At 64.2% G+C, this 17,470-nt stretch carries 19 protein-coding genes and 1 other RNA gene; 10 read left to right on the top strand and 10 right to left on the bottom strand.

Annotated features, from left to right (window positions below; genetic code table 11):
• The first annotated feature begins 79 nt into the window (after positions 1 to 79).
• The gene (locus tag ASF84_RS29505) at positions 80 to 232 is read left to right on the top strand and encodes a hypothetical protein (RefSeq protein WP_109512186.1); all 153 of its coding nucleotides are present in this window, start codon (positions 80 to 82) and stop codon (positions 230 to 232) included.
• Between the two features lie 28 nt (positions 233 to 260).
• Here the strand turns inward: ASF84_RS29505 and ASF84_RS23070 are convergent, their stop codons facing one another.
• The 4 genes from ASF84_RS23070 to ASF84_RS23080 form a co-directional block, all read right to left on the bottom strand.
• A complete protein-coding gene (locus tag ASF84_RS23070) occupies positions 261 to 863 on the bottom strand; it encodes a 5-formyltetrahydrofolate cyclo-ligase (protein WP_056841193.1) in 603 nt (200 codons plus the stop codon).
• Between the two features lie 85 nt (positions 864 to 948).
• Positions 949 to 1,126: non-coding RNA, 6S RNA (ssrS, locus tag ASF84_RS28730), on the bottom strand.
• A gap of 30 nt (positions 1,127 to 1,156) precedes the next feature.
• Positions 1,157 to 1,486 carry a cell division protein ZapA gene (locus tag ASF84_RS23075; protein WP_056841194.1) on the bottom strand — a complete coding sequence of 110 codons (330 nt, stop codon included), beginning with the start codon at positions 1,484 to 1,486 and terminating at the stop codon, positions 1,157 to 1,159.
• Positions 1,483 to 1,692: a TIGR02449 family protein gene (locus ASF84_RS23080; protein ID WP_056841195.1), complete on the bottom strand. Its 210-nt coding sequence runs from the start codon at positions 1,690 to 1,692 to the stop codon at positions 1,483 to 1,485. The genes ASF84_RS23075 and ASF84_RS23080 overlap by 4 nt, the downstream gene beginning before the upstream one ends.
• A 187-nt stretch (positions 1,693 to 1,879) precedes the next feature.
• On the opposite strand from ASF84_RS23080, the gene ASF84_RS23085 reads away from it, so the two are divergent.
• From ASF84_RS23085 to gcvH, 8 genes are all read left to right on the top strand, one after another.
• A complete protein-coding gene (locus tag ASF84_RS23085) occupies positions 1,880 to 2,440 on the top strand; it encodes a YecA/YgfB family protein (RefSeq protein WP_056841196.1) in 561 nt (186 codons plus the stop codon).
• 155 nt (positions 2,441 to 2,595) lie between these two features.
• Entirely contained in the window at positions 2,596 to 3,930 is a 1,335-nt protein-coding gene (pepP, locus tag ASF84_RS23090) for a Xaa-Pro aminopeptidase (RefSeq protein ID WP_056841197.1), read from the top strand.
• Positions 3,927 to 5,114 carry a 2-octaprenyl-6-methoxyphenyl hydroxylase gene (gene ubiH, locus ASF84_RS23095; protein WP_056841198.1) on the top strand — a complete coding sequence of 396 codons (1,188 nt, stop codon included), beginning with the start codon at positions 3,927 to 3,929 and terminating at the stop codon, positions 5,112 to 5,114. The genes pepP and ubiH overlap by 4 nt, the downstream gene beginning before the upstream one ends.
• 48 nt (positions 5,115 to 5,162) lie before the next feature.
• The gene (locus ASF84_RS23100; RefSeq protein ID WP_056841199.1) at positions 5,163 to 6,419 is read left to right on the top strand and encodes a 2-octaprenyl-3-methyl-6-methoxy-1,4-benzoquinol hydroxylase; all 1,257 of its coding nucleotides are present in this window, start codon (positions 5,163 to 5,165) and stop codon (positions 6,417 to 6,419) included.
• 255 nt (positions 6,420 to 6,674) lie between these two features.
• The gene (locus tag ASF84_RS23105; RefSeq protein ID WP_056841200.1) at positions 6,675 to 7,676 is read left to right on the top strand and encodes an extracellular solute-binding protein; all 1,002 of its coding nucleotides are present in this window, start codon (positions 6,675 to 6,677) and stop codon (positions 7,674 to 7,676) included.
• Between the two features lie 77 nt (positions 7,677 to 7,753).
• A complete protein-coding gene (locus ASF84_RS23110; protein WP_056841201.1) occupies positions 7,754 to 9,370 on the top strand; it encodes an ABC transporter permease in 1,617 nt (538 codons plus the stop codon).
• 203 nt (positions 9,371 to 9,573) lie between these two features.
• A complete protein-coding gene (gene gcvT, locus ASF84_RS23115) occupies positions 9,574 to 10,656 on the top strand; it encodes a glycine cleavage system aminomethyltransferase GcvT (RefSeq protein WP_056841202.1) in 1,083 nt (360 codons plus the stop codon).
• 42 nt (positions 10,657 to 10,698) lie between these two features.
• Positions 10,699 to 11,085, top strand: a complete 387-nt coding sequence (gene gcvH, locus ASF84_RS23120; RefSeq protein ID WP_056841203.1) for a glycine cleavage system protein GcvH — start codon at positions 10,699 to 10,701, stop codon at positions 11,083 to 11,085.
• Between the two features lie 236 nt (positions 11,086 to 11,321).
• Here the strand turns inward: gcvH and ASF84_RS23125 are convergent, their stop codons facing one another.
• The 5 genes from ASF84_RS23125 to ASF84_RS23145 all read right to left on the bottom strand — a co-directional run bounded on the left by ASF84_RS23125 (position 11,322) and on the right by ASF84_RS23145 (position 15,406).
• The gene (locus ASF84_RS23125; RefSeq protein WP_056841509.1) at positions 11,322 to 11,633 is read right to left on the bottom strand and encodes a DUF2388 domain-containing protein; all 312 of its coding nucleotides are present in this window, start codon (positions 11,631 to 11,633) and stop codon (positions 11,322 to 11,324) included.
• A 78-nt stretch (positions 11,634 to 11,711) separates the two neighbouring features.
• Positions 11,712 to 12,155 carry an NfeD family protein gene (locus tag ASF84_RS23130; RefSeq protein ID WP_056841204.1) on the bottom strand — a complete coding sequence of 148 codons (444 nt, stop codon included), beginning with the start codon at positions 12,153 to 12,155 and terminating at the stop codon, positions 11,712 to 11,714.
• Positions 12,156 to 12,165: 10 nt separating this feature from the next.
• A complete protein-coding gene (locus tag ASF84_RS23135) occupies positions 12,166 to 13,086 on the bottom strand; it encodes an SPFH domain-containing protein (protein ID WP_056841205.1) in 921 nt (306 codons plus the stop codon).
• Between the two features lie 75 nt (positions 13,087 to 13,161).
• A complete protein-coding gene (locus tag ASF84_RS23140; RefSeq protein WP_056841206.1) occupies positions 13,162 to 14,946 on the bottom strand; it encodes a GspE/PulE family protein in 1,785 nt (594 codons plus the stop codon).
• A 112-nt stretch (positions 14,947 to 15,058) separates the two neighbouring features.
• Entirely contained in the window at positions 15,059 to 15,406 is a 348-nt protein-coding gene (locus ASF84_RS23145; protein ID WP_056841207.1) for a hypothetical protein, read from the bottom strand.
• A gap of 126 nt (positions 15,407 to 15,532) precedes the next feature.
• Here ASF84_RS23145 and ASF84_RS23150 point away from each other — a divergent pair, with 126 nt between their 5' ends.
• The gene (locus ASF84_RS23150) at positions 15,533 to 16,003 is read left to right on the top strand and encodes an Lrp/AsnC family transcriptional regulator (RefSeq protein ID WP_056841208.1); all 471 of its coding nucleotides are present in this window, start codon (positions 15,533 to 15,535) and stop codon (positions 16,001 to 16,003) included.
• An 84-nt stretch (positions 16,004 to 16,087) separates the two neighbouring features.
• Here the strand turns inward: ASF84_RS23150 and ASF84_RS23155 are convergent, their stop codons facing one another.
• Positions 16,088 to 17,455 (bottom strand): CYTH domain-containing protein, encoded by a 1,368-nt coding sequence (locus ASF84_RS23155; protein ID WP_056841209.1) that lies wholly within the window; start codon positions 17,453 to 17,455, stop codon positions 16,088 to 16,090.
• Positions 17,456 to 17,470: the final 15 nt, after the last annotated feature.

The following is a 17,470-nucleotide window of genomic DNA, read 5'->3' on the forward strand; positions in this document are numbered from 1 at the left end:
GTACCACCCGCGCAGTTGGCAAGGCCCTTCACCTTACCCCGCTACTGACACGTATTTGATTTCCTTCAGGAGGCAATCAGTGAATCGCAAGCCGGATCTTCTCTGGATTCTCGTCATCTTGTTCGGCCTGGGCATTGTCACCACCGGCTATGCACAGAGCCTGTGGACCAACAAACCTGACGCACCTGTCGAGATCGTCCAGCAACAGCAGAAGGTTCCGGGTCGTCATTGATTGACCCCTCGGGCGCCACTCGTTGCGCCTACGCCAGATACCAGCGCTTGTCCGACACCGTGCCCTGCAAGGGAATATCCCAGGTGGCCAGGGCCAACTGATCGACTTTCTGACATTCATGGGCCAGCCCCAGCAGTGTCGGCTTGCGCCAGGTCTGCCGGCGGCTGCGATAGGCCAGGCTGCGATCATAGAAACCGCCGCCCATGCCCAGCCGCCCGCCCTGTTCGTCGAACCCCACCAATGGCATCAGGATCAGGTCCAGTGCCCAGATCGGTCGTTGTTTCGCGCGGCTGACCAAGGGTTCCGGGATGCCGAAGCGATTGGGCTTGAACGCCTCGCCACGCTGCACCCGCTGAAACACCATCCGCGTTCTGGGCCAGGCATTGAGCACCGGCAGATAGACCGCCTTGCCGCGTCGCTGCGCGGCCTGCACCAACAGGCGCGGGTCGATTTCCCCGTCATTGGCCAGGTACAGCGACACATGCCGGGCGCGGCGGAACAGGGGGTGTTGGGCCAGTTGGCGATACACGCCACGGGCGGCAGCCTGTTGCTGGCTGCGGCTCAGGGCGCGGCGGGCCTTGCGCAACTGGCGGCGCAGTTGCGGGCGCGACAGTGACATGGCGCTGATCATGAGCGAGGTGTCATGCAGGCGGGTCCTCACAGCTGAGGAAAGAAAAAAGCCATTGCCGCGCGTTGGCAGGCAATGGCTGGAATCAGGACTCCCCGACGAGCCGCTGTCGGTGTAGCCCTTGAACCCGAAAGTTCAAGGTGGAGATTGCAGGAAGTTTTAAGGCTTTCCGTCGGGCGGACATGCGCACCAACTCCACGTGCAACCCCCGTGGTTGTGCGTATCGGCTCAGGGACATGACCGACTGGCAAACACTCCAGGGAGTGGCGCAAGTATACAGAATCGTTACAGGATTATCAGCCTCGCGACGAATTGCCTGAGCCTGGGGCATCGCCGGTCAGCTCCAGGTCGACACGTTCGAGCAGGTCACGCACCTGTTCGCGCGTTGTCCCGCTGACCTGCACGTCAGGCAGGTTCTGTCGATGCAGCAGGTCGTGGGTGATGTTCAGGGCGGCCATCACGGCGATACGGTCGGCGCCGATGACTTTGCCGCTGGAACGGATTTCCCGCATCTTGCCATCGAGGTAGCGGGCAGCGCTGACCAGATTGGCGCGCTCTTCGGCCGGGCAGATGATGGAATATTCCTTGTCGAGAATTTGCACGGTAACGCTGTTGCCATTGCTCATGAGTCTTGCTCCAGGGCTTTGAGGCGCGAAATCAGTGACTCGACCTTCTGCCGGGCGATTTCGTTCTTTTCAATGAGATGGGCGCGTTCCTCGCGCCAGGTTTTTTCCTGAGTTAATAGGAACGCATTTTGGCCTTTTAGTTGCTCGACACGTTCAAGCAACAACTCCAGTCTGGCCATCAGCGCGTGCAGATCGGTGTCTGGCATGGAGCCTCACGGATGATTTCTGATGAATGGCACGATACCCGGTGCCGGCTGCCCGGATCGTGAAAGATCCTTGGACCCTCCTGCCGTGCAGATAGTTTGGGGGTTGCAGCTTGTGTTGCCATGCTATCAACCCCTACGATACAAGGCCTTCATTCTAGACATAGCGCCGTCAGGCGACCAGTTGCCCATGCCCATTCAGAACTCCCCCTACAAAGCCTTCGCCACCCTGCTTGCCAGCGGCGGCCATCCGGTTTCTCCCGCCGAGCTGCATGGCATGCTGCTTGGCCGCAGCTGTGCCGGCGCCGGTTTCGATGCCGAGAGCTGGTTTGCCGATGCCTCGATCCTGCTTGAGACCGAGCCACAGGATAACGTGCGCCAGGCCCTGGTCGGGCTGCAGGAGATGGTCAAGGGTGAACTGACCAGCGAAGACATGACCGTGGTGCTGCTGTTGCCCGGCGATGACGAGCCGCTGACCGAGCGCGCCGCCGCACTGGGTCAATGGTGCCAGGGCTTCCTGTCGGGCTTCGGCCTGGCGGCCGGCGACCGGGTGATCAGCCTGGAAGCCACCGAAGTGCTTCAGGACCTGGCCGCCATCGCCCAGGTGCAGGATGCGCTGGAAGAGTCCGAAGACGGCGAAAGCGACTACATGGAGGTCATGGAATACCTGCGCGTCGCGCCCTTGCTGCTGTTCACCGAATGCGGCAAATCAGACGCGGCACCGGCCGCCGCCAAGCCTTCGCTACACTGATCCCGTAACCGCATGCCGGGCCGGGGCACCGCATCCCGGCCTGCACGCTCCCGCGCCGATGGTGTGACGCGCTGCGAGTGTCGTGTCTTTACATATCGGCGGCACACCAGCGGCACACCGCCTGCACACTGCCTGAACGGGGACGCCCATTACCCATGATGCATATCCCGAAGTCCGAATACGCCCGGCGCCGCAAGGCCCTGATGGCGCAGATGGAACCCAACAGCATTGCCATCCTGCCGGCAGCGGCCGTGGCGATCCGCAACCGCGATGTCGAGCACGTCTATCGCCAGGACAGCGATTTCCAGTACCTGAGCGGCTTTCCCGAACCGGAAGCGGTGGTGGTGCTGATGCCGGGGCGTGAGCACGGCGAATACGTGCTGTTCTGCCGCGAGCGCAACCCGGAGCGTGAATTGTGGGACGGCCTGCGCGCCGGCCAGGAAGGGGCGGTGCGCGACTACGGCGCCGACGACGCCTTCCCGATCAACGACATCGACGACATCCTGCCGGGCCTGATCGAAGGCCGCGACCGGGTGTATTCGGCGATGGGCAGCAACCCTGAATTCGACCGGCACCTGATGGAGTGGATCAATACCATCCGCTCCAAGGCCCACCTGGGTGCACAGCCGCCGAACGAGTTCGTGGCCCTGGATCACCTGCTGCACGACATGCGCCTGTACAAGTCGGCTGCCGAGGTCAAGGTCATGCGCTACGCCGCGCAAGTCTCGGCTCGCGCCCATGTACGGGCCATGCAGGCCAGCCGCGCCGGCCTGTACGAGTACAGCCTGGAAGCCGAGCTGGAATACGAGTTTCGCAAGGGCGGCGCCCGCATGCCGGCCTATGGCTCGATTGTCGCCTCGGGCCGCAATGCCTGCATCCTGCACTACCAGGAAAACAACGCGCCGCTCAAGAACGGTGATCTGGTGCTGATCGATGCCGGCTGCGAGATCGACTGCTACGCCAGCGACATCACCCGCACTTTCCCCGTCAGCGGCACCTTTTCGCCCGAGCAGAAGGCGATCTACGAACTGGTCCTCAAGGCCCAGCAGGCCGCCTTCGAAGCCATCGGCCCGGGCCGGCACTGGAACGAAGCCCACGAGGCCACGGTGCGGGTCATTACCGCCGGGCTGGTGGAACTCGGCCTGCTCAAGGGCGAAGTCGACGCCTTGATCGCCAGCGACGCGCACAAGGCGTTCTACATGCACCGTGCCGGCCACTGGCTGGGCATGGACGTTCATGATGTCGGTGACTACAAGGTCGGCGGTCAGTGGCGGGTATTGGAAATCGGCATGGCACTGACCGTGGAACCCGGCATCTACATTGCGACAGACAACACGTCTGTGGCGAAGAAATGGCGAGGGATCGGTGTGCGAATCGAAGATGACGTGGTGGTGACCCGCCAGGGGTGCGACATCCTGACCGGCGACGTGCCCCGCACGGTGGCCGAGATCGAGGCCCTGATGGCCGCTGCCCGGGTGCAGGCCGCATGAGCCGCTTCAACCTGGCCATCGTCGGTGGCGGACTGGTCGGCGCCAGCCTGGCCCTGGCCCTGCAGGCCGGTGCCCGTGAGCGCGGCTGGAAGATCGTGCTGATCGAGCCCTTCGCACCGGGCGATGCCTACCAGCCCAGCTACGATGCGCGTTCTTCTGCGCTGTCGTTCGGCGCCCGACGCATCTATGAACGTCTGGGCCTGTGGCAGCAGATTGCCCGGCGCGCCGAGCCGATCCTGCAGATCCAGGTCTCTGATCGCGGACGTTTCGGTTCTGCACGCCTGTCGGCCCTCGAAGAAGGTGTGCCCGCCCTGGGGTATGTGGTCGAGAACGCCTGGCTGGGCCAATGCCTGTGGCAGGGCCTGGACCCCGAGGTGATCAGTTGGCGAGTGCCGGCCGAGGTGCGCAGCATGCAGGCCGTGGCCGGCGGCTATCGGCTGGGCCTGAGCGACGAGACCGAACTGGAGTGTGACCTGGCGGTACTGGCCGATGGCGGGCGCTCCAATCTGCGCGAGCAACTGGGCATCAGCGTGCACCAGCGGCCATATGGCCAGAGCGCGCTGATCGCCAATATCAGCCCGGCCGAAGCCCACTGCGGGCAAGCCTTCGAGCGCTTTACCGAACAGGGGCCGATGGCCCTGCTGCCATTGCCGGAAAATCGTTGTGCGCTGGTCTGGACCCGCACCGGCGATGATACCCAGCGCCTGGCCGCACTCGATGAACGCCGTTTTCTCAGCGAGCTGCAGGACGTGTTCGGCTACCGCCTGGGCCGTTTGTGCCAGGTCGGGGCACGGCATGTGTACCCGCTGACCCTGGTGGAGGCCGACGAGCAGGTGCGCTCGCACCTGGTGGTGCTGGGCAACGCCGCGCACAGCCTGCACCCGATTGCCGGGCAGGGCTTCAACCTGTCGCTGCGTGATGCCGATGCGCTGGCCCGCACGCTGCTTGAAAGTGACCGGGTGCCGGGTGACCTGGCGACCCTGCAGCGTTATCGCGCCCGCCAGCAACGCGACCAGCAACTGACCGTGGGCTTTTCCGACAAGGTCACGCGCCTGTTCGGCAGTACCGCCTCGGCCATCACCACCGGCCGTAACCTCGGCTTGCTTGGCCTGGACCTCTTGCCGCCGGCCAAGCGCTGGTTCGCCCGTCAGGCCATGGGCCTGGGAACCCGTCCCGATGCATGATCCTTTCAACCCCAACCGGCCTGCGCGCCCAACACGAGTGATCTGAACATGGAAACCCGCGCGGATGTGCTGATCGTGGGCGCCGGCATGGTCGGCAGTGCCCTGGCCCTGGCCCTGCAAGGCAGCGGCCTGGATGTGCTGGTGGTCGACGGCGGCTCGATGAGTGTCGAGCCGTTCGACCCGCAGGCGAAATTCGATCCGCGTGTCAGTGCGCTGTCGGCGGCCAGCCAGCGCATCCTGCAACGCCTGGGGGCCTGGGATGGCATGGCTGCCCGGCGTCTGAGCCCTTATGCACAGATGCAGGTCTGGGACGGCAGCGGCACCGGGCAGATTCATTTTTCTGCCGCCAGTGTGCAGGCCGATGTCCTCGGGCACATCGTCGAGAACCGGGTGGTTCAGGACGCCTTGCTCGAACGCCTGCACGACAGCGATATCGGCCTGCTGGAGCATGCGCGCCTGGAACAATTGCGCCATTCCGGCGATGACTGGCTGCTGACCCTGGCGGACGGCCGCCACCTGCGTGCACCGTTGGTGGTGGGTGCCGACGGCGCGCATTCGGCCATTCGCCGCCTGAGCGGCACGCCGACCCGTGAGTGGGATTACCTGCACCACGCTATCGTCACCAGCGTGCGTACCGCCCGCCCGCATGGGCGCACAGCCTGGCAGCGCTTCACCGACGACGGACCGCTGGCCTTTCTGCCGCTGGTGCGCGAGGGCGAGCACTGGTGCTCGATCGTCTGGTCGGTGACGCCGGCCGAGGCCGAGCGCTTGATGGCGCTGGACGGTGCGCGGTTCTGTGTCGAGCTGGAGCGCGCCTTCGAAGGGCAACTGGGCACCGTGCTGCACGCCGACCCCAGGTTGTGCGTGCCGCTGCGTCAGCGCCACGCCAAGCGCTACGTGGCCCCGGGCCTGGCGCTGATCGGTGATGCCGCACACACCATCCACCCGCTGGCCGGGCAGGGCGTGAACCTGGGCTTTCTGGACGCGGCCGTGCTGGCCGAAGTGTTGCTGCACGCCCACGCGCGTGGCGAACGCCTGGCCGATGAACGCGTGCTGGGCCGCTACGAACGTCGGCGCATGCCGCATAACCTGAGCCTGATGGCGGCCATGGAGGGCTTCAAGCGCCTGTTCCAGGCCGATCCGCTGCCTTTGCGCTGGCTGCGCAACACCGGCCTGAAGGCCGTCGACAGCCTGCCCGAGGTCAAGGCCCTGTTCGTGCGCCAGGCCTTGGGCCTGGCAGGCGAAATGCTAGAACTGGCACGCCTGTCGGACCGGCTCCCGGACGCGCACGTACCCGAACAGTAGGAGCGCGCTTGCCCGCGACCGAGTGCGTAGCGCTCGCAAAATCTCGGAAACCCTGAAAATTTATGATTGTTAACGTTCAAGCTGTATGAAACGCCACAAATTTACGACTGCTAACGCAGCCGGTCGCGGGCAGAGCGCGCTCCTACATAGGCCCCTCACGCAACATTAAGTTACGGCTCTTCACCTCCCCTCATTGAGGTCGTGAATGGTATTGACTACCATTTCGACCTCGTATTCGAACCTAGAGGCTTTCCCATGCAGGCAAGCAAGCGTCTTCTCGCTGCCCTGACACTGACCATGCTCGGCAGCACTGCCCAGGCCGCCGATGAGGTCGTGGTGTATTCGTCGCGTATCGACGAACTGATCAAGCCCGTTTTCGATGCCTATACCGCCAAGACCGGCGTCAAGATCAAGTTCATCACCGACAAGGAAGCGCCGCTGATGCAGCGCATCAAGGCCGAGGGCGAGAACGCCACCGCCGACCTGCTGCTGACCGTCGATGCCGGCAACCTCTGGCAGGCCGAGCAGATGGGCATCCTGCAGCCGTTCAGCACGCCGGTGATCGACAAGAACATCCCGGCCCAGTACCGCTCCTCGACCCACGCCTGGACCGGCCTGAGCCTGCGGGCGCGGACCATTGCCTACTCGACCGACCGGGTCAAACCCGAAGAGCTGAGCACCTACGAGGCCCTGGCCGACAAGAACTGGGAAGGGCGCCTGTGCCTGCGCACGGCCAAGAAAGTCTATAACCAGTCGCTGACCGCCACCCTGATCGAAACCCACGGTGCCGACAAGACCAGCGAAATCCTCAAGGGTTGGGTCAACAACCTGTCCACCGACGTCTTCTCCGACGACATCGCCGTGCTGGAGGCCATCAACGCCGGCCAGTGCGACGTGGGCATCGTCAACACTTACTACTACGGCCGCCTGCACAAACAGAACCCGCAACTGGCGGTCAAGCTGTTCTGGCCCAACCAGGCCGACCGTGGCGTGCACGTCAACCTGTCGGGCATCGGCCTGACCAAACATGCGCCGCACGCCGAGGCGGCCAAGGCGCTGGTGGAATGGATGACCGGTCCCGAAGCCCAGGCGATCTTTGCCGGCGTCAACCAGGAATTTCCGGCCAACCCGAGCGTACCGCCCAGTGCCGAAGTGGCGGGCTGGGGTTCGTTCAAGGCCGACACCATTGCGGTCGAAGTGGCCGGCAAGCGTCAGGCAGAAGCGATTCGCATGATGGATCGCGCGGGCTGGAATTGATTTAATACCCGCCCTTTTCGCGGGGGCCGCGGCTTCAGCCGCGAACCCCGCGAATCACCGTAAACCGAGAATTCCCTTTGGCCCACCCCGCCCAACGCCGCTGGTACCCCCTGGTCTTTGCCATCGCCGCGCTGGTGCTCTTGCCCCTCAGCGTCCTGCTGTTGTCCTGGCAAAGCGTCGACCGGGAAATCTGGTCGCACCTGCTCGACACCCAGATGAGCCGCCTGCTCGGCAATACCCTGACCCTGATCCTCGGGGTCGGCGTGGGCGTCACCGTGCTGGGTGTGAGCCTGGCCTGGCTGACCAGCCTGTGCGAATTCCCCGGCAGGCGCTGGCTGGACTGGGCCTTGATGCTGCCGTTTGCGATTCCCGCCTACGTACTGGCCTTTGTCTTTGTCGGCCTGCTGGATTTTGCCGGCCCCTTGCAGACCCTGCTGCGCGAGTGGTTCGGCAGCGGCCTGCGCCTGCCCCGTGTCCGTTCCACCGGCGGGGTGATCGTGGTGCTGGTGCTGGTGTTCTACCCCTATGTCTACCTGCTGGCGCGCACCGCGTTCCTGGCCCAGGGCCGTGGCCTGATGGAGGCGGCGCGGGTGCTGGGCCTGTCGCCGCTGCAAGCGTTCTGGCGCGTGGCGCTGCCCATGGCGCGCCCGGCCATCGGTGCCGGCGTGGCCCTGGCGCTGATGGAAACCCTGGCCGATTTCGGCGCGGTGTCGGTGTTCAACTTCGACACCTTCACCACGGCCATCTACAAGACCTGGTATGGCTTCTTCAGCCTCTCCAGCGCTGCACAGCTGGCCAGCCTGCTGCTGCTGGCGGTCATGGTCGTGCTCTATGGCGAACGTCGCGCACGCGGCGTCAGCCGGGCCGCCAACGAGCGTCCGCGCAGCAAGGCGCTGTATCACCTCACCGGTCTCAAGGCCGCAGCGGCCAGCAGTTGGTGCGCACTGGTGTTCATCTGTGCCTTCGCCATACCGATGCTGCAACTGGTGGTCTGGGTCTGGCAGCGCGGGCGTTTCGACCTGGACGAGCGCTACACCGGGCTGGTGCTGCACACCCTGTATCTGGGCAGCCTGGCGGCATTGATCACGGTCAGCGTGGCGCTGGTGCTGGTGTTCGCCCAGCGCCTGGCGCCGACCCGGGCGATTCGCTCGGGCGTGGGCCTGGCCAACCTGGGCTACGCCTTGCCGGGCTCGGTGCTGGCGGTGTCGATCATGCTGGCGTTCAGTTACCTCGACCGGGCGCTGGTGATCCCGCTGTCGTCGTGGCTGGGCGGCGCGGGCAAGCCCTTGCTGCTGGGCAGCCTGTCGGCGCTGTTGCTGGCGTATCTGGTGCGCTTCATCGCCGTAGCCTATGGCCCGCTGGAAAGCAGCCTGGCGCGGATCCGCCCGTCGTTGCCGGAAGCGGCGCGCAGCCTGGGCACCAGCGGCCCGCGACTGTTTTTCACCATCTACCTGCCGTTGCTGGTGCCGGGCGCCTTGAGTGCAGCCTTGCTGGTGTTTGTCGATGTACTCAAGGAGATGCCGGCCACCCTGCTGATGCGCCCGTTTGGCTGGGACACCCTGGCCGTGCGGATCTTTGAAATGACCAGTGAGGGCGAATGGGCCCGCGCCGCCTTGCCGGCCCTGACCCTGGTGCTGGTCGGCCTGCTGCCGGTGATCGGTCTGATCCGGCGTTCGGCACGTCAACATGGCTGAGTGCTGGCCCGATGAAATGACACTGCGTATTTCAGGAAACCGCACGTCGGGTGCGAGGTGCTCGCCATGCGGCTACAATGCGCCGCAATCGGTGCGGGCTGCGGCTTCGTCGGCAGGTTGTCAGTTGTAACAAACCCCGAACCACTGGGGGCTTGCCAGCAGGTCCCGGCCCGCATCTTCGCCACGCCCGGAAGGAGAAACCCATGGGACAGCGTACCCCCCTGTTTGACCTGCACCTCGCGCTGGGCGCGAAAATGGTCGATTTTGGTGGTTGGGACATGCCGTTGCACTACGGCTCGCAAGTCGAGGAACATCACGAAGTGCGTCGCGATTGCGGCGTCTTCGATGTTTCGCACATGCATGTGATCGATGTGCTCGGCAGCCAGGCCAAGGTCTGGCTGCGTTATCTGCTGGCCAACGACGTGGGCCGCCTGCAAGAGGTCGGGCGGGCGTTGTACAGCGCCATGCTCGATGAGCACGGCGGCATCATCGACGACATGGTCGTCTACCTCACGCCCGGCGGCTATCGCCTGGTGGCCAACGCCGCCACGGGTGCCAAGGACATGGCCTGGATGCGGGCCCACCTGGCCGGCTTCGATGTGCAACTGGTCGAGCGCCCGGAGCTGGCAATGCTGGCCATCCAGGGCCCACGTGCCCGCCAGCGGATTGCCGAATTGCTGTCCAGCCAGCGCGCGGAACTGATTCGGCGCCTCAAGCCCTTCGAAGGCCATCACGACCAGGACTGGTTCATCGCCCGCACCGGCTACACCGGTGAAGACGGCCTGGAAATCATCCTGCCCGCCGAGCAGGCCCCGGCCTTTTTCAACGACCTGGTCGGTGCCGGCATCTCGCCGATCGGCCTGGGCGCCCGCGATACGCTGCGCCTGGAGGCCGGCATGAACCTGTACGGCCAGGACATCGACGAACAGGTCTCGCCGCTGGTCGCCAACATGGCCTGGAGCATTGCCTGGGAGCCTGCCGGTCGCGACTTCATCGGCCGCCCGGCGCTGGAGCGTGAACGTGCGGCTGGCGCGGCGTCCAAACTGGTGGGTCTGGTGCTGGAAGAGCGCGGTGTGCTACGCGCCCATCAGGTGGTGCGTATCGCAGAAATTGGCGATGGAGAGATCACCAGTGGTAGCTTCTCTCCTACGCTGAGCAAGTCGATTGCCCTGGCACGCGTCCCGATGGCCACCGCTGATCGGGCCGAAGTGGAAATTCGCGGCAAGTGGTACCCCGTGCGCGTGGTGCGTCCAAGTTTCGTGCGCCACGGCAAAGTGCTTATCTAATCTGGCGAACCGCCGCTGACCTGATAATTCTGAGGATGACAAATGAGCAATATTCCCGCCGAACTGCGTTTTGCCGAAAGCCATGAATGGGCGCGCCTGGAGGCCGATGGCACGATCACCGTGGGCATCTCTGATCACGCGCAACAGGCGCTGGGCGATGTAGTGTTCGTCGAGTTGCCGGAAGTCGGCAAAGTCTTCGCTGCCGGCGATGCAGCCGGTGTGGTCGAGTCGGTCAAGGCCGCTTCGGACATCTACGCCCCGGTAGGCGGCGAGGTCACTGCTGTCAACGAAGCGCTGGGCGATGAACCCGAGCAGCTCAACAACGAGCCTTACAGCGCCTGGATCTTCAAGCTCAAGCCCGCCGATGCTGACGCTGACCTGGCCAGGCTGCTCGATGCGGCCGGTTATCAGGCCGCCATCGGCGAGTAACCGGTTCGCGACCGTTGGTCGCTCCTACGGATGGCCGGGTGGCTACCCATAGGAGATCATCCTGTGCCACTGGCACAGCGCCAAGGCGGCACGCTTTCGCGCAGCAAACATGGGCCCGCTAGGAGCGCGTTTGCCGGCATGCCGGACCGCCGCGACCGGCTGCGTAGCAGTCGTAAAATTTCAGCGTTTCATCAGTTTTGCGAGCGCTTCGCACTCGGTCGCCGGCAAGCGGGCTCCTACTGTGCGTTGCGGGTCAGGATGGCGTTGGCCAGTTCCATGTCGCTGGCTTGCAGCCCCGGGTTGTCCTGGCGTACCTGCGCCATGGCAGCTTCCAGGAACGGACCGCGGATCCCGCCGTCGCTGGCCACGAAGCTGCCGGCATCATCCTGGGCCGCCACGATCAGCTTGTGATCCCGGAAGGTCAGGTACGTCGAGCCGGTGGTGGCGCCCGACGAAATGACATCGCGCCAGAAACCGGCATCGGCCATCGCCGACCCGACCGGAAGAGAAAGCAGAGCACAAGTGGCGACAGCAAGTTTCAGACGCATGATGACGTACTCCAAATGGGAAGATTCCGGTTCATTGGAGAATGTTTCCCCCCGGTAGTTCCCTTGCCTGCCCCCCGCTCAGAGAGGCTCGACCTGCAGCACCGTACCTTCCTGGCTCACCACCCTGACCCGTCCACCCACCGGGGTATCGGGACCGGTGACGATCCATACGCTGTCGCCGACCTTGATCTTGCCACGCCGGTCCACGATGGCCTGTTGCACCACAAAACTGTGGCCGATCAGTTCCTGCCCACGCATGTTCAGCCCCGGCTGGTCCGATGGCCGCGCCGCCGTGCGTTGCCGGTACCACCAGTACACGGCGGTCAGTACGGCAAACACGGCAAACAGCAGAAACTGCACGGTCCAGGGCAGCTCCGGCAGCACGAAGCTCAAGAGGCCGACCGCGGCAGCGGCGATGCCGATCCACAGCAGGTAGCCGCCGGCACCGAACATCTCCAGGATCAACAGCACCGTGCCCAGTGCCAGCCAGTCCCAGAACGAAAGGTTATACAGCCAGCTCATGGTGTGTGCCTCAAGCCTTGCGGTCGAAGGTGGCTTTGACGATCTCGCCGATCCCGCCTACTGCACCGATGACCTGGCTGGCCTCCAGCGGCATCAGGATGACCTTGCTGTTGTCGGCCGAAGCCAGTTGGCCCAGGGCCTCGATGTATTTTTGCGCCACGAAGTAATTGATGGCCTGCACGTTGCCGGTGGCAATGGCGTCGGACACCACGCGGGTGGCCTGGGCTTCGGCTTCGGCCTGGCGCTCGCGGGCTTCGGATTCCAGGAAGGCGGCCTGCCGGCTGCCCTCGGCCTCGAGGATCTGCGCCTGCTTCTTGCCTTCGGCGGTCAGGATCGCCGCTGCGCGCAGGCCTTCGGCTTCAAGGATCTGGGCACGCTTGATGCGCTCGGCCTTCATCTGGCCGCTCATGGCCGCCATCAGGTCTTCGGGCGGGCTGATGTCCTTGATCTCGATGCGGGTGATCTTGATGCCCCACGGCGCGGTGGCTTCATCGACGATGCGCAGCAGCCGCTCGTTGATGCCGTCGCGCTGGCTGAGCATGGCGTCGAGCTCCATGGAGCCGAGCACGGTGCGGATATTGGTTTGCAGCAGGTTGCGGATGGCGTGCTGGAGGTCGTTGACCTCGTAGGCGGCCTGGGCGGTGTTGATCACCTGGTAGAAGCACACGGCATCGATCTCGACCGTGGCGTTGTCGGCGGTAATGACTTCCTGGGGCGGGATGTCCAGTACGCTTTCCATCACGTTGATCTTGCGCCCGATGCGATCCATCACCGGAATGATGATGTTCAGGCCGGGCTTGAGCGTGTTGGTATAGCGGCCGAAACGCTCCACTGTCCATTGGTAACCCTGCGGGACCACCTTGAAGCCCATGAACACGATGGCCAATGCCAGGCCGACGAATAAGAGGATTACGATACTACCGGTTTGCATGGTACTTCCTTGTCAGTACGGGAGGGGGCGGGGATTGTCGTCGATGCCCAGTGAAACCGCATCCGGGCTTGTATTTCAACGTTGTTCGCTCTGGGGTGTGACGCGTAACACTTCTTCAAGGGTTGTAAGCCCGGCCGAGACCTTCTGCGCACCCGACAGGCGCAGGCTGCGCATGCCCTCCTTGAAAGCCTGGCGGCGCATGGCGCTCAGGTCGAGGTCGGCGGCGATCAGGGCCTTGACGCCATCGGACATCAGCATGATTTCGTACACGCCGGCGCGCCCCCGGTAACCGGTGTCGCGGCATTCGGCGCAGCCCACGGCGCGGTGGGCGCCGGCTGGCACTGGCGCCTGCCAGGGGCGGGTCAGGGTCTGCCAGTCGACTTCATCCAGGGCGATGGGTGCCTTGCAGTGCGGGCACAAGGTGCGCACCAGGCGCTGGGCCATGACGCCCAGGATCGTGGCCTTGAGCAGGTAATGCGGCACGCCCAGCTCCAGCAGGCGACTGATGGCGCTGGGCGCGTCGTTGGTGTGCAGGGTCGAAAGCACCAGGTGCCCGGTCAGCGCCGCCTGGATGGCCATTTCGGCGGTCTCCAGGTCGCGGATCTCGCCGATCATGATGATGTCCGGGTCCTGGCGCATCAGGGCGCGCACGCCACTGGCAAAGGTCAGGTCGATATTGTGCTGCACCTGCATCTGGTTGAAGGCCGGCTCGATCATCTCGATCGGGTCTTCGATGGTGCACAGGTTGACCTCGCTGGTCGCCAGCTTCTTGAGCGTGGTGTACAGCGTGGTGGTCTTGCCTGAACCGGTAGGGCCCGTCACCAGGATGATGCCGTTGGGCTGGCAGGTCATGCCTTGCCAGCGGCGCAGGTCGTCGCTGGAAAAGCCCAATTGGTCGAAGTCCTTGAGCAGCACGTCCGGGTCGAAGATACGCATCACCAGCTTTTCGCCGAAGGCGGTCGGCAGCGTCGACAGGCGCAACTCGACCTCGCCGCCGGCCGGGGTGCTGGTCTTGACCCGGCCGTCCTGGGGTTTGCGTTTTTCCGCGACATTCATACGCCCCAGGCTCTTGAGCCGGCTGACCACGGCCATGATCACTTGCGGCGGAAACTGATAGACGTTGTGCAGCACCCCGTCGATGCGAAAGCGCACCGTGCCGTGCTCGCGGCGTGGCTCGATATGGATATCGCTGGCCCGTTGCTGGAAAGCGTACTGGAACAGCCAGTCGACGATATTGACGATGTGCGCGTCGTTGGCGTCGGGCTCCTGGTCGCTGGCGCCGAGTTTGAGCAGTTGCTCGAAATTGCCCAGGTTGCTGCTTTTCTGGTCGGTGGCGGTGGCGCCACTGACCGATTTGGCCAGGCGAAAGAATTCCACGGTCATGCGCTGGATATCGCTGGGGTTGGCCACCACGCGCTTGATCGGCAGCTTGAGCACATGCGACAGGTCCGCCTCCCAGCCCTGCACATACGGCTGGGCGCTGGCGATGGTCACCGACTCGCGGTCCACGGCCACGGCCAGGATGCGATGGCGCTGGGCGAAGGCATAGGACATCAGCGGCGTGACGGCGGCCACGTTGATCTTCAGCGGGTCGATGCGCAGGTACGGTTGGCCGCACTGGGCGGCCAGCCAGGCGGTGAGGGTCTCCAGGTCGAGCTTGCGCCCGGGGCGCTTGCCATCTTCAAACGCCTGGGCGGCGAGGAACTCCAGCGGGTGCATCTGCACGTTCGCCGCGCCGCGTCGCAGGGTGATGGCGGTTTCTGCGTCGCTTTGCTCAAGGTGGCCCTGGGCGACCAGGTCACGCAACAGGTCGTTCAGGTCAAGCCAGCGGTCCGTGGAAGAAGAAGCGTGAACGGCCATGCAGGTTCCTTGGGCGGGGGCGGGAAGGGATCACTCTGACAGCGAGCAGCGTAGACCCCAAGCGTGCCGGTGTTGCGCCCCTTGTGTGAACAGGCATTACCGCACTGATCGCTCAGGCCATGGCGCGGGCCGCCGGCTGCTCGATCGGCAGGGCAGACGTCAGGGTCTCAAGTGCCACTGTATCGACATCGATCAGGTTGCGCATTTTTTCACCGATGACCTCGGCACGGTGGGCGCTTACAGCGTCTACGTCCACCTCGATGTGCAGGTCATCGCCGTGGCGCACCATGTTGATCTGGCCGGGAATCAGGTACTGCAGGGCGAACAGGTTCAAGACCTGGCACATCAGTGCCGGCTGTGCCTGGGCCTGGATCCGATAGCGCACGGTCACCAGGGCATTGCTGGCATTCCATACATCCGCGCGACGCGGCAGGGCAGGTACGGCTTCGAGCATGGGCATGGGCGGATCTCCTGAGCAAGTACGGAAATTCTTGCATGAAGAGTGCGGCAAAACTGATCTATTATCTGGCCCTGGCTTCATATTGCGCATGAACAATCTGCCATTTGCCTTCCATGAGAAATAATTATGTCCATAGAGCTGGATGCCTACGACCGTAAGATCCTGACACTTCTTCAGGAAGACGCCTCGCTGTCCAGCGCGCAGATCGCCGAGCAGGTGGGCTTGTCACAATCGCCGTGCTGGCGGCGGATCCAGCGGCTCAAGGACGAAGGCGTGATCCGTCGCCAGGTCAGCCTGCTGGACCGCAAGAAGATCGGCTTGAATACGCAGATCTTCGCCGAAATCAAACTCAACGCCCACGGCCGCTCCAACTTCGCCGAATTCACCGACGCGATTCGCGAGTTTCCGGAGGTGCTGGAGTGTTATGTGCTGATGGGCGCGGTGGATTTTCTGTTGCGCATCGTCACGGCCGATATCGAGGCCTACGAGAAGTTCTTCTTCGACAAGCTGTCGATGGTGCCGGGAATCCAGGAAGTGAACTCGATCGTGGCCCTGTCGGAAATCAAGTCCACCACCACCCTGCCGCTGGGACGCTGACACAGCGCCATCGCGCAGCAAACACTGGGCCCGGTAGGAGCGCGCTCTGCCGGCGCGCCCCTACCCGATGTCTTGCCAGGTGGGTTACAGCTTCACCAGCACTTTCCAGGTCTTGGTCTGGGCCACGGTCAGGGCCTGCTGCACGCGGGCGTCCAGCACTTCGTCGCTGATGTCCTGATGGGCCAGTTGCTCCAGCTTGTTGAGTTCACCGTACAAGCGGTCCATCTCCGGCAGTTCCAGCACATGCCGTGCCCAGTGCAGCCAGGCTTGCAGGCGTTCGATGCGCGGCAATTGCTCGGCCAGGTCTTCGGGCTGTTGCTGGTAGCGGTTCAGCTGCAGGCTGCGGGCTTCTTCGGCCAGTTGGGTCGGCAGCCAGTTGCCCAGTGCCACGGCGCCCAGGCGATTGCCCCGGTTATTGCGCTCCACTGTCCAGCTGCGTGCCAGCAACCAGCGCGAGGTGTTCAGCGAGAACTCGCCCCAGCGCGTGTCCTGCAACTCTTCCAGGAACTGCTCATGAGCGGCGCCGCGCACGTCTTCGTCGTGCTGACCCGCCTGGACCAGCGGGCGCCAGTCTTCGAGCAGGGCATCCAGCGCGCTGCGCAGGCTGGCGGTGGTGGCGCGCGGAGCACACTGGCCCAGGCTGCCGGTCAGGGCCCGCAGTTCGGCCAATTGCTCGACCCAGTCCTGCAACAGGCGCCAGTGACCGTTGAAACGGTATTGCTCGGCCAGACGCTGGCTGCTGCCCAGCAGGTGCCAGGCCAGCGCGGTGTAGGCGTCGTCCAGTGGCAGTTCGGCGTGCAAGACCGGCGCCTTGAGGCTCAGCGAGTAGCTGGCCGGATCGAGCAGGCGGTAGCCGCGTTCGGCCTTGCTGATGTCGCACGGCATCAGCGGCAACGTGGCGGCCAGCTCGGCGGCCAGTTCCAGCAGCGCCTCGGGTTCGCCTTCGCGCAGTTCAAGCTCCAGCTCGCAGATTTCTTCCTTCTGCTTGCCGGCCACCACCTGGCCCAGGTCCAGGGCGGCTTCGATCACCACCTTGGCCTTGCCGCGGCCCCAGGCGATCTCGGCTTTTTCGCGCACGAAATCGGTGGTGAACAGCGGCTTGATGGTTTTCTTGTCCAGTTCGGCCAGTTGTGCCGGCCAGCATTGATCGTCGAGCTTCTTCAAATCGAGCTTGGCCTTGGCCAGGTCCCAGTTGAATTCATTGCGCTCGGACAGGCCCGCCACGCTCTGGCCACGGGTCTTGAGGGTCTGGATCAGTTGCTCGCCATCGCGGCGGATGCGCAGCGCCACCTTGGCCTGGGCCAGGTCGCGTTCGGGCGTGTCGAAATACTGATTGGTCAGTTCCAGGCGCTCCCAGCCGCTCTTGTTGCGCTTTTTCAGCAGGGGGTGCTCGCGCAGGGCGGCGAGGGTTTCGCGGCTGACGCGCAGTTTGATTTCGGTTTCTTTGTGCATGGCCGGGGGCAATCC

It is taken from the genome of Pseudomonas sp. Leaf127, from assembly GCF_001423155.1.
GTDB lineage: Bacteria > Pseudomonadota > Gammaproteobacteria > Pseudomonadales > Pseudomonadaceae > Aquipseudomonas > Aquipseudomonas ovata.

What these genes read in the sequence shown, in the direction of transcription:
- ASF84_RS23075 (WP_056841194.1), bottom strand. Translation starts at nt 1,486, where the DNA reads ATGAGCAATGGCAACAGCGTTACCGTGCAAATTCTCGACAAGGAATAT.
- gcvH (WP_056841203.1), top strand. Translation starts at nt 10,699, where the DNA reads ATGAGCAATATTCCCGCCGAACTGCGTTTTGCCGAAAGCCATGAATGG.
- ASF84_RS23085 (WP_056841196.1), top strand. Translation starts at nt 1,880, where the DNA reads ATGCCCATTCAGAACTCCCCCTACAAAGCCTTCGCCACCCTGCTTGCC.
- ASF84_RS23105 (WP_056841200.1), top strand. Translation starts at nt 6,675, where the DNA reads ATGCAGGCAAGCAAGCGTCTTCTCGCTGCCCTGACACTGACCATGCTC.
- ASF84_RS23140 (WP_056841206.1), bottom strand. Translation starts at nt 14,946, where the DNA reads ATGGCCGTTCACGCTTCTTCTTCCACGGACCGCTGGCTTGACCTGAAC.
- pepP (WP_056841197.1), top strand. Translation starts at nt 2,596, where the DNA reads ATGATGCATATCCCGAAGTCCGAATACGCCCGGCGCCGCAAGGCCCTG.
- ASF84_RS23130 (WP_056841204.1), bottom strand. Translation starts at nt 12,155, where the DNA reads ATGAGCTGGCTGTATAACCTTTCGTTCTGGGACTGGCTGGCACTGGGC.
- ASF84_RS23080 (WP_056841195.1), bottom strand. Translation starts at nt 1,692, where the DNA reads ATGCCAGACACCGATCTGCACGCGCTGATGGCCAGACTGGAGTTGTTG.
- ASF84_RS23125 (WP_056841509.1), bottom strand. Translation starts at nt 11,633, where the DNA reads ATGCGTCTGAAACTTGCTGTCGCCACTTGTGCTCTGCTTTCTCTTCCG.
- ASF84_RS23100 (WP_056841199.1), top strand. Translation starts at nt 5,163, where the DNA reads ATGGAAACCCGCGCGGATGTGCTGATCGTGGGCGCCGGCATGGTCGGC.
- ASF84_RS23155 (WP_056841209.1), bottom strand. Translation starts at nt 17,455, where the DNA reads ATGCACAAAGAAACCGAAATCAAACTGCGCGTCAGCCGCGAAACCCTC.
- ubiH (WP_056841198.1), top strand. Translation starts at nt 3,927, where the DNA reads ATGAGCCGCTTCAACCTGGCCATCGTCGGTGGCGGACTGGTCGGCGCC.
- gcvT (WP_056841202.1), top strand. Translation starts at nt 9,574, where the DNA reads ATGGGACAGCGTACCCCCCTGTTTGACCTGCACCTCGCGCTGGGCGCG.
- ASF84_RS23070 (WP_056841193.1), bottom strand. Translation starts at nt 863, where the DNA reads ATGATCAGCGCCATGTCACTGTCGCGCCCGCAACTGCGCCGCCAGTTG.
- ASF84_RS23145 (WP_056841207.1), bottom strand. Translation starts at nt 15,406, where the DNA reads ATGCCCATGCTCGAAGCCGTACCTGCCCTGCCGCGTCGCGCGGATGTA.
- ASF84_RS23150 (WP_056841208.1), top strand. Translation starts at nt 15,533, where the DNA reads ATGTCCATAGAGCTGGATGCCTACGACCGTAAGATCCTGACACTTCTT.
- ASF84_RS23135 (WP_056841205.1), bottom strand. Translation starts at nt 13,086, where the DNA reads ATGCAAACCGGTAGTATCGTAATCCTCTTATTCGTCGGCCTGGCATTG.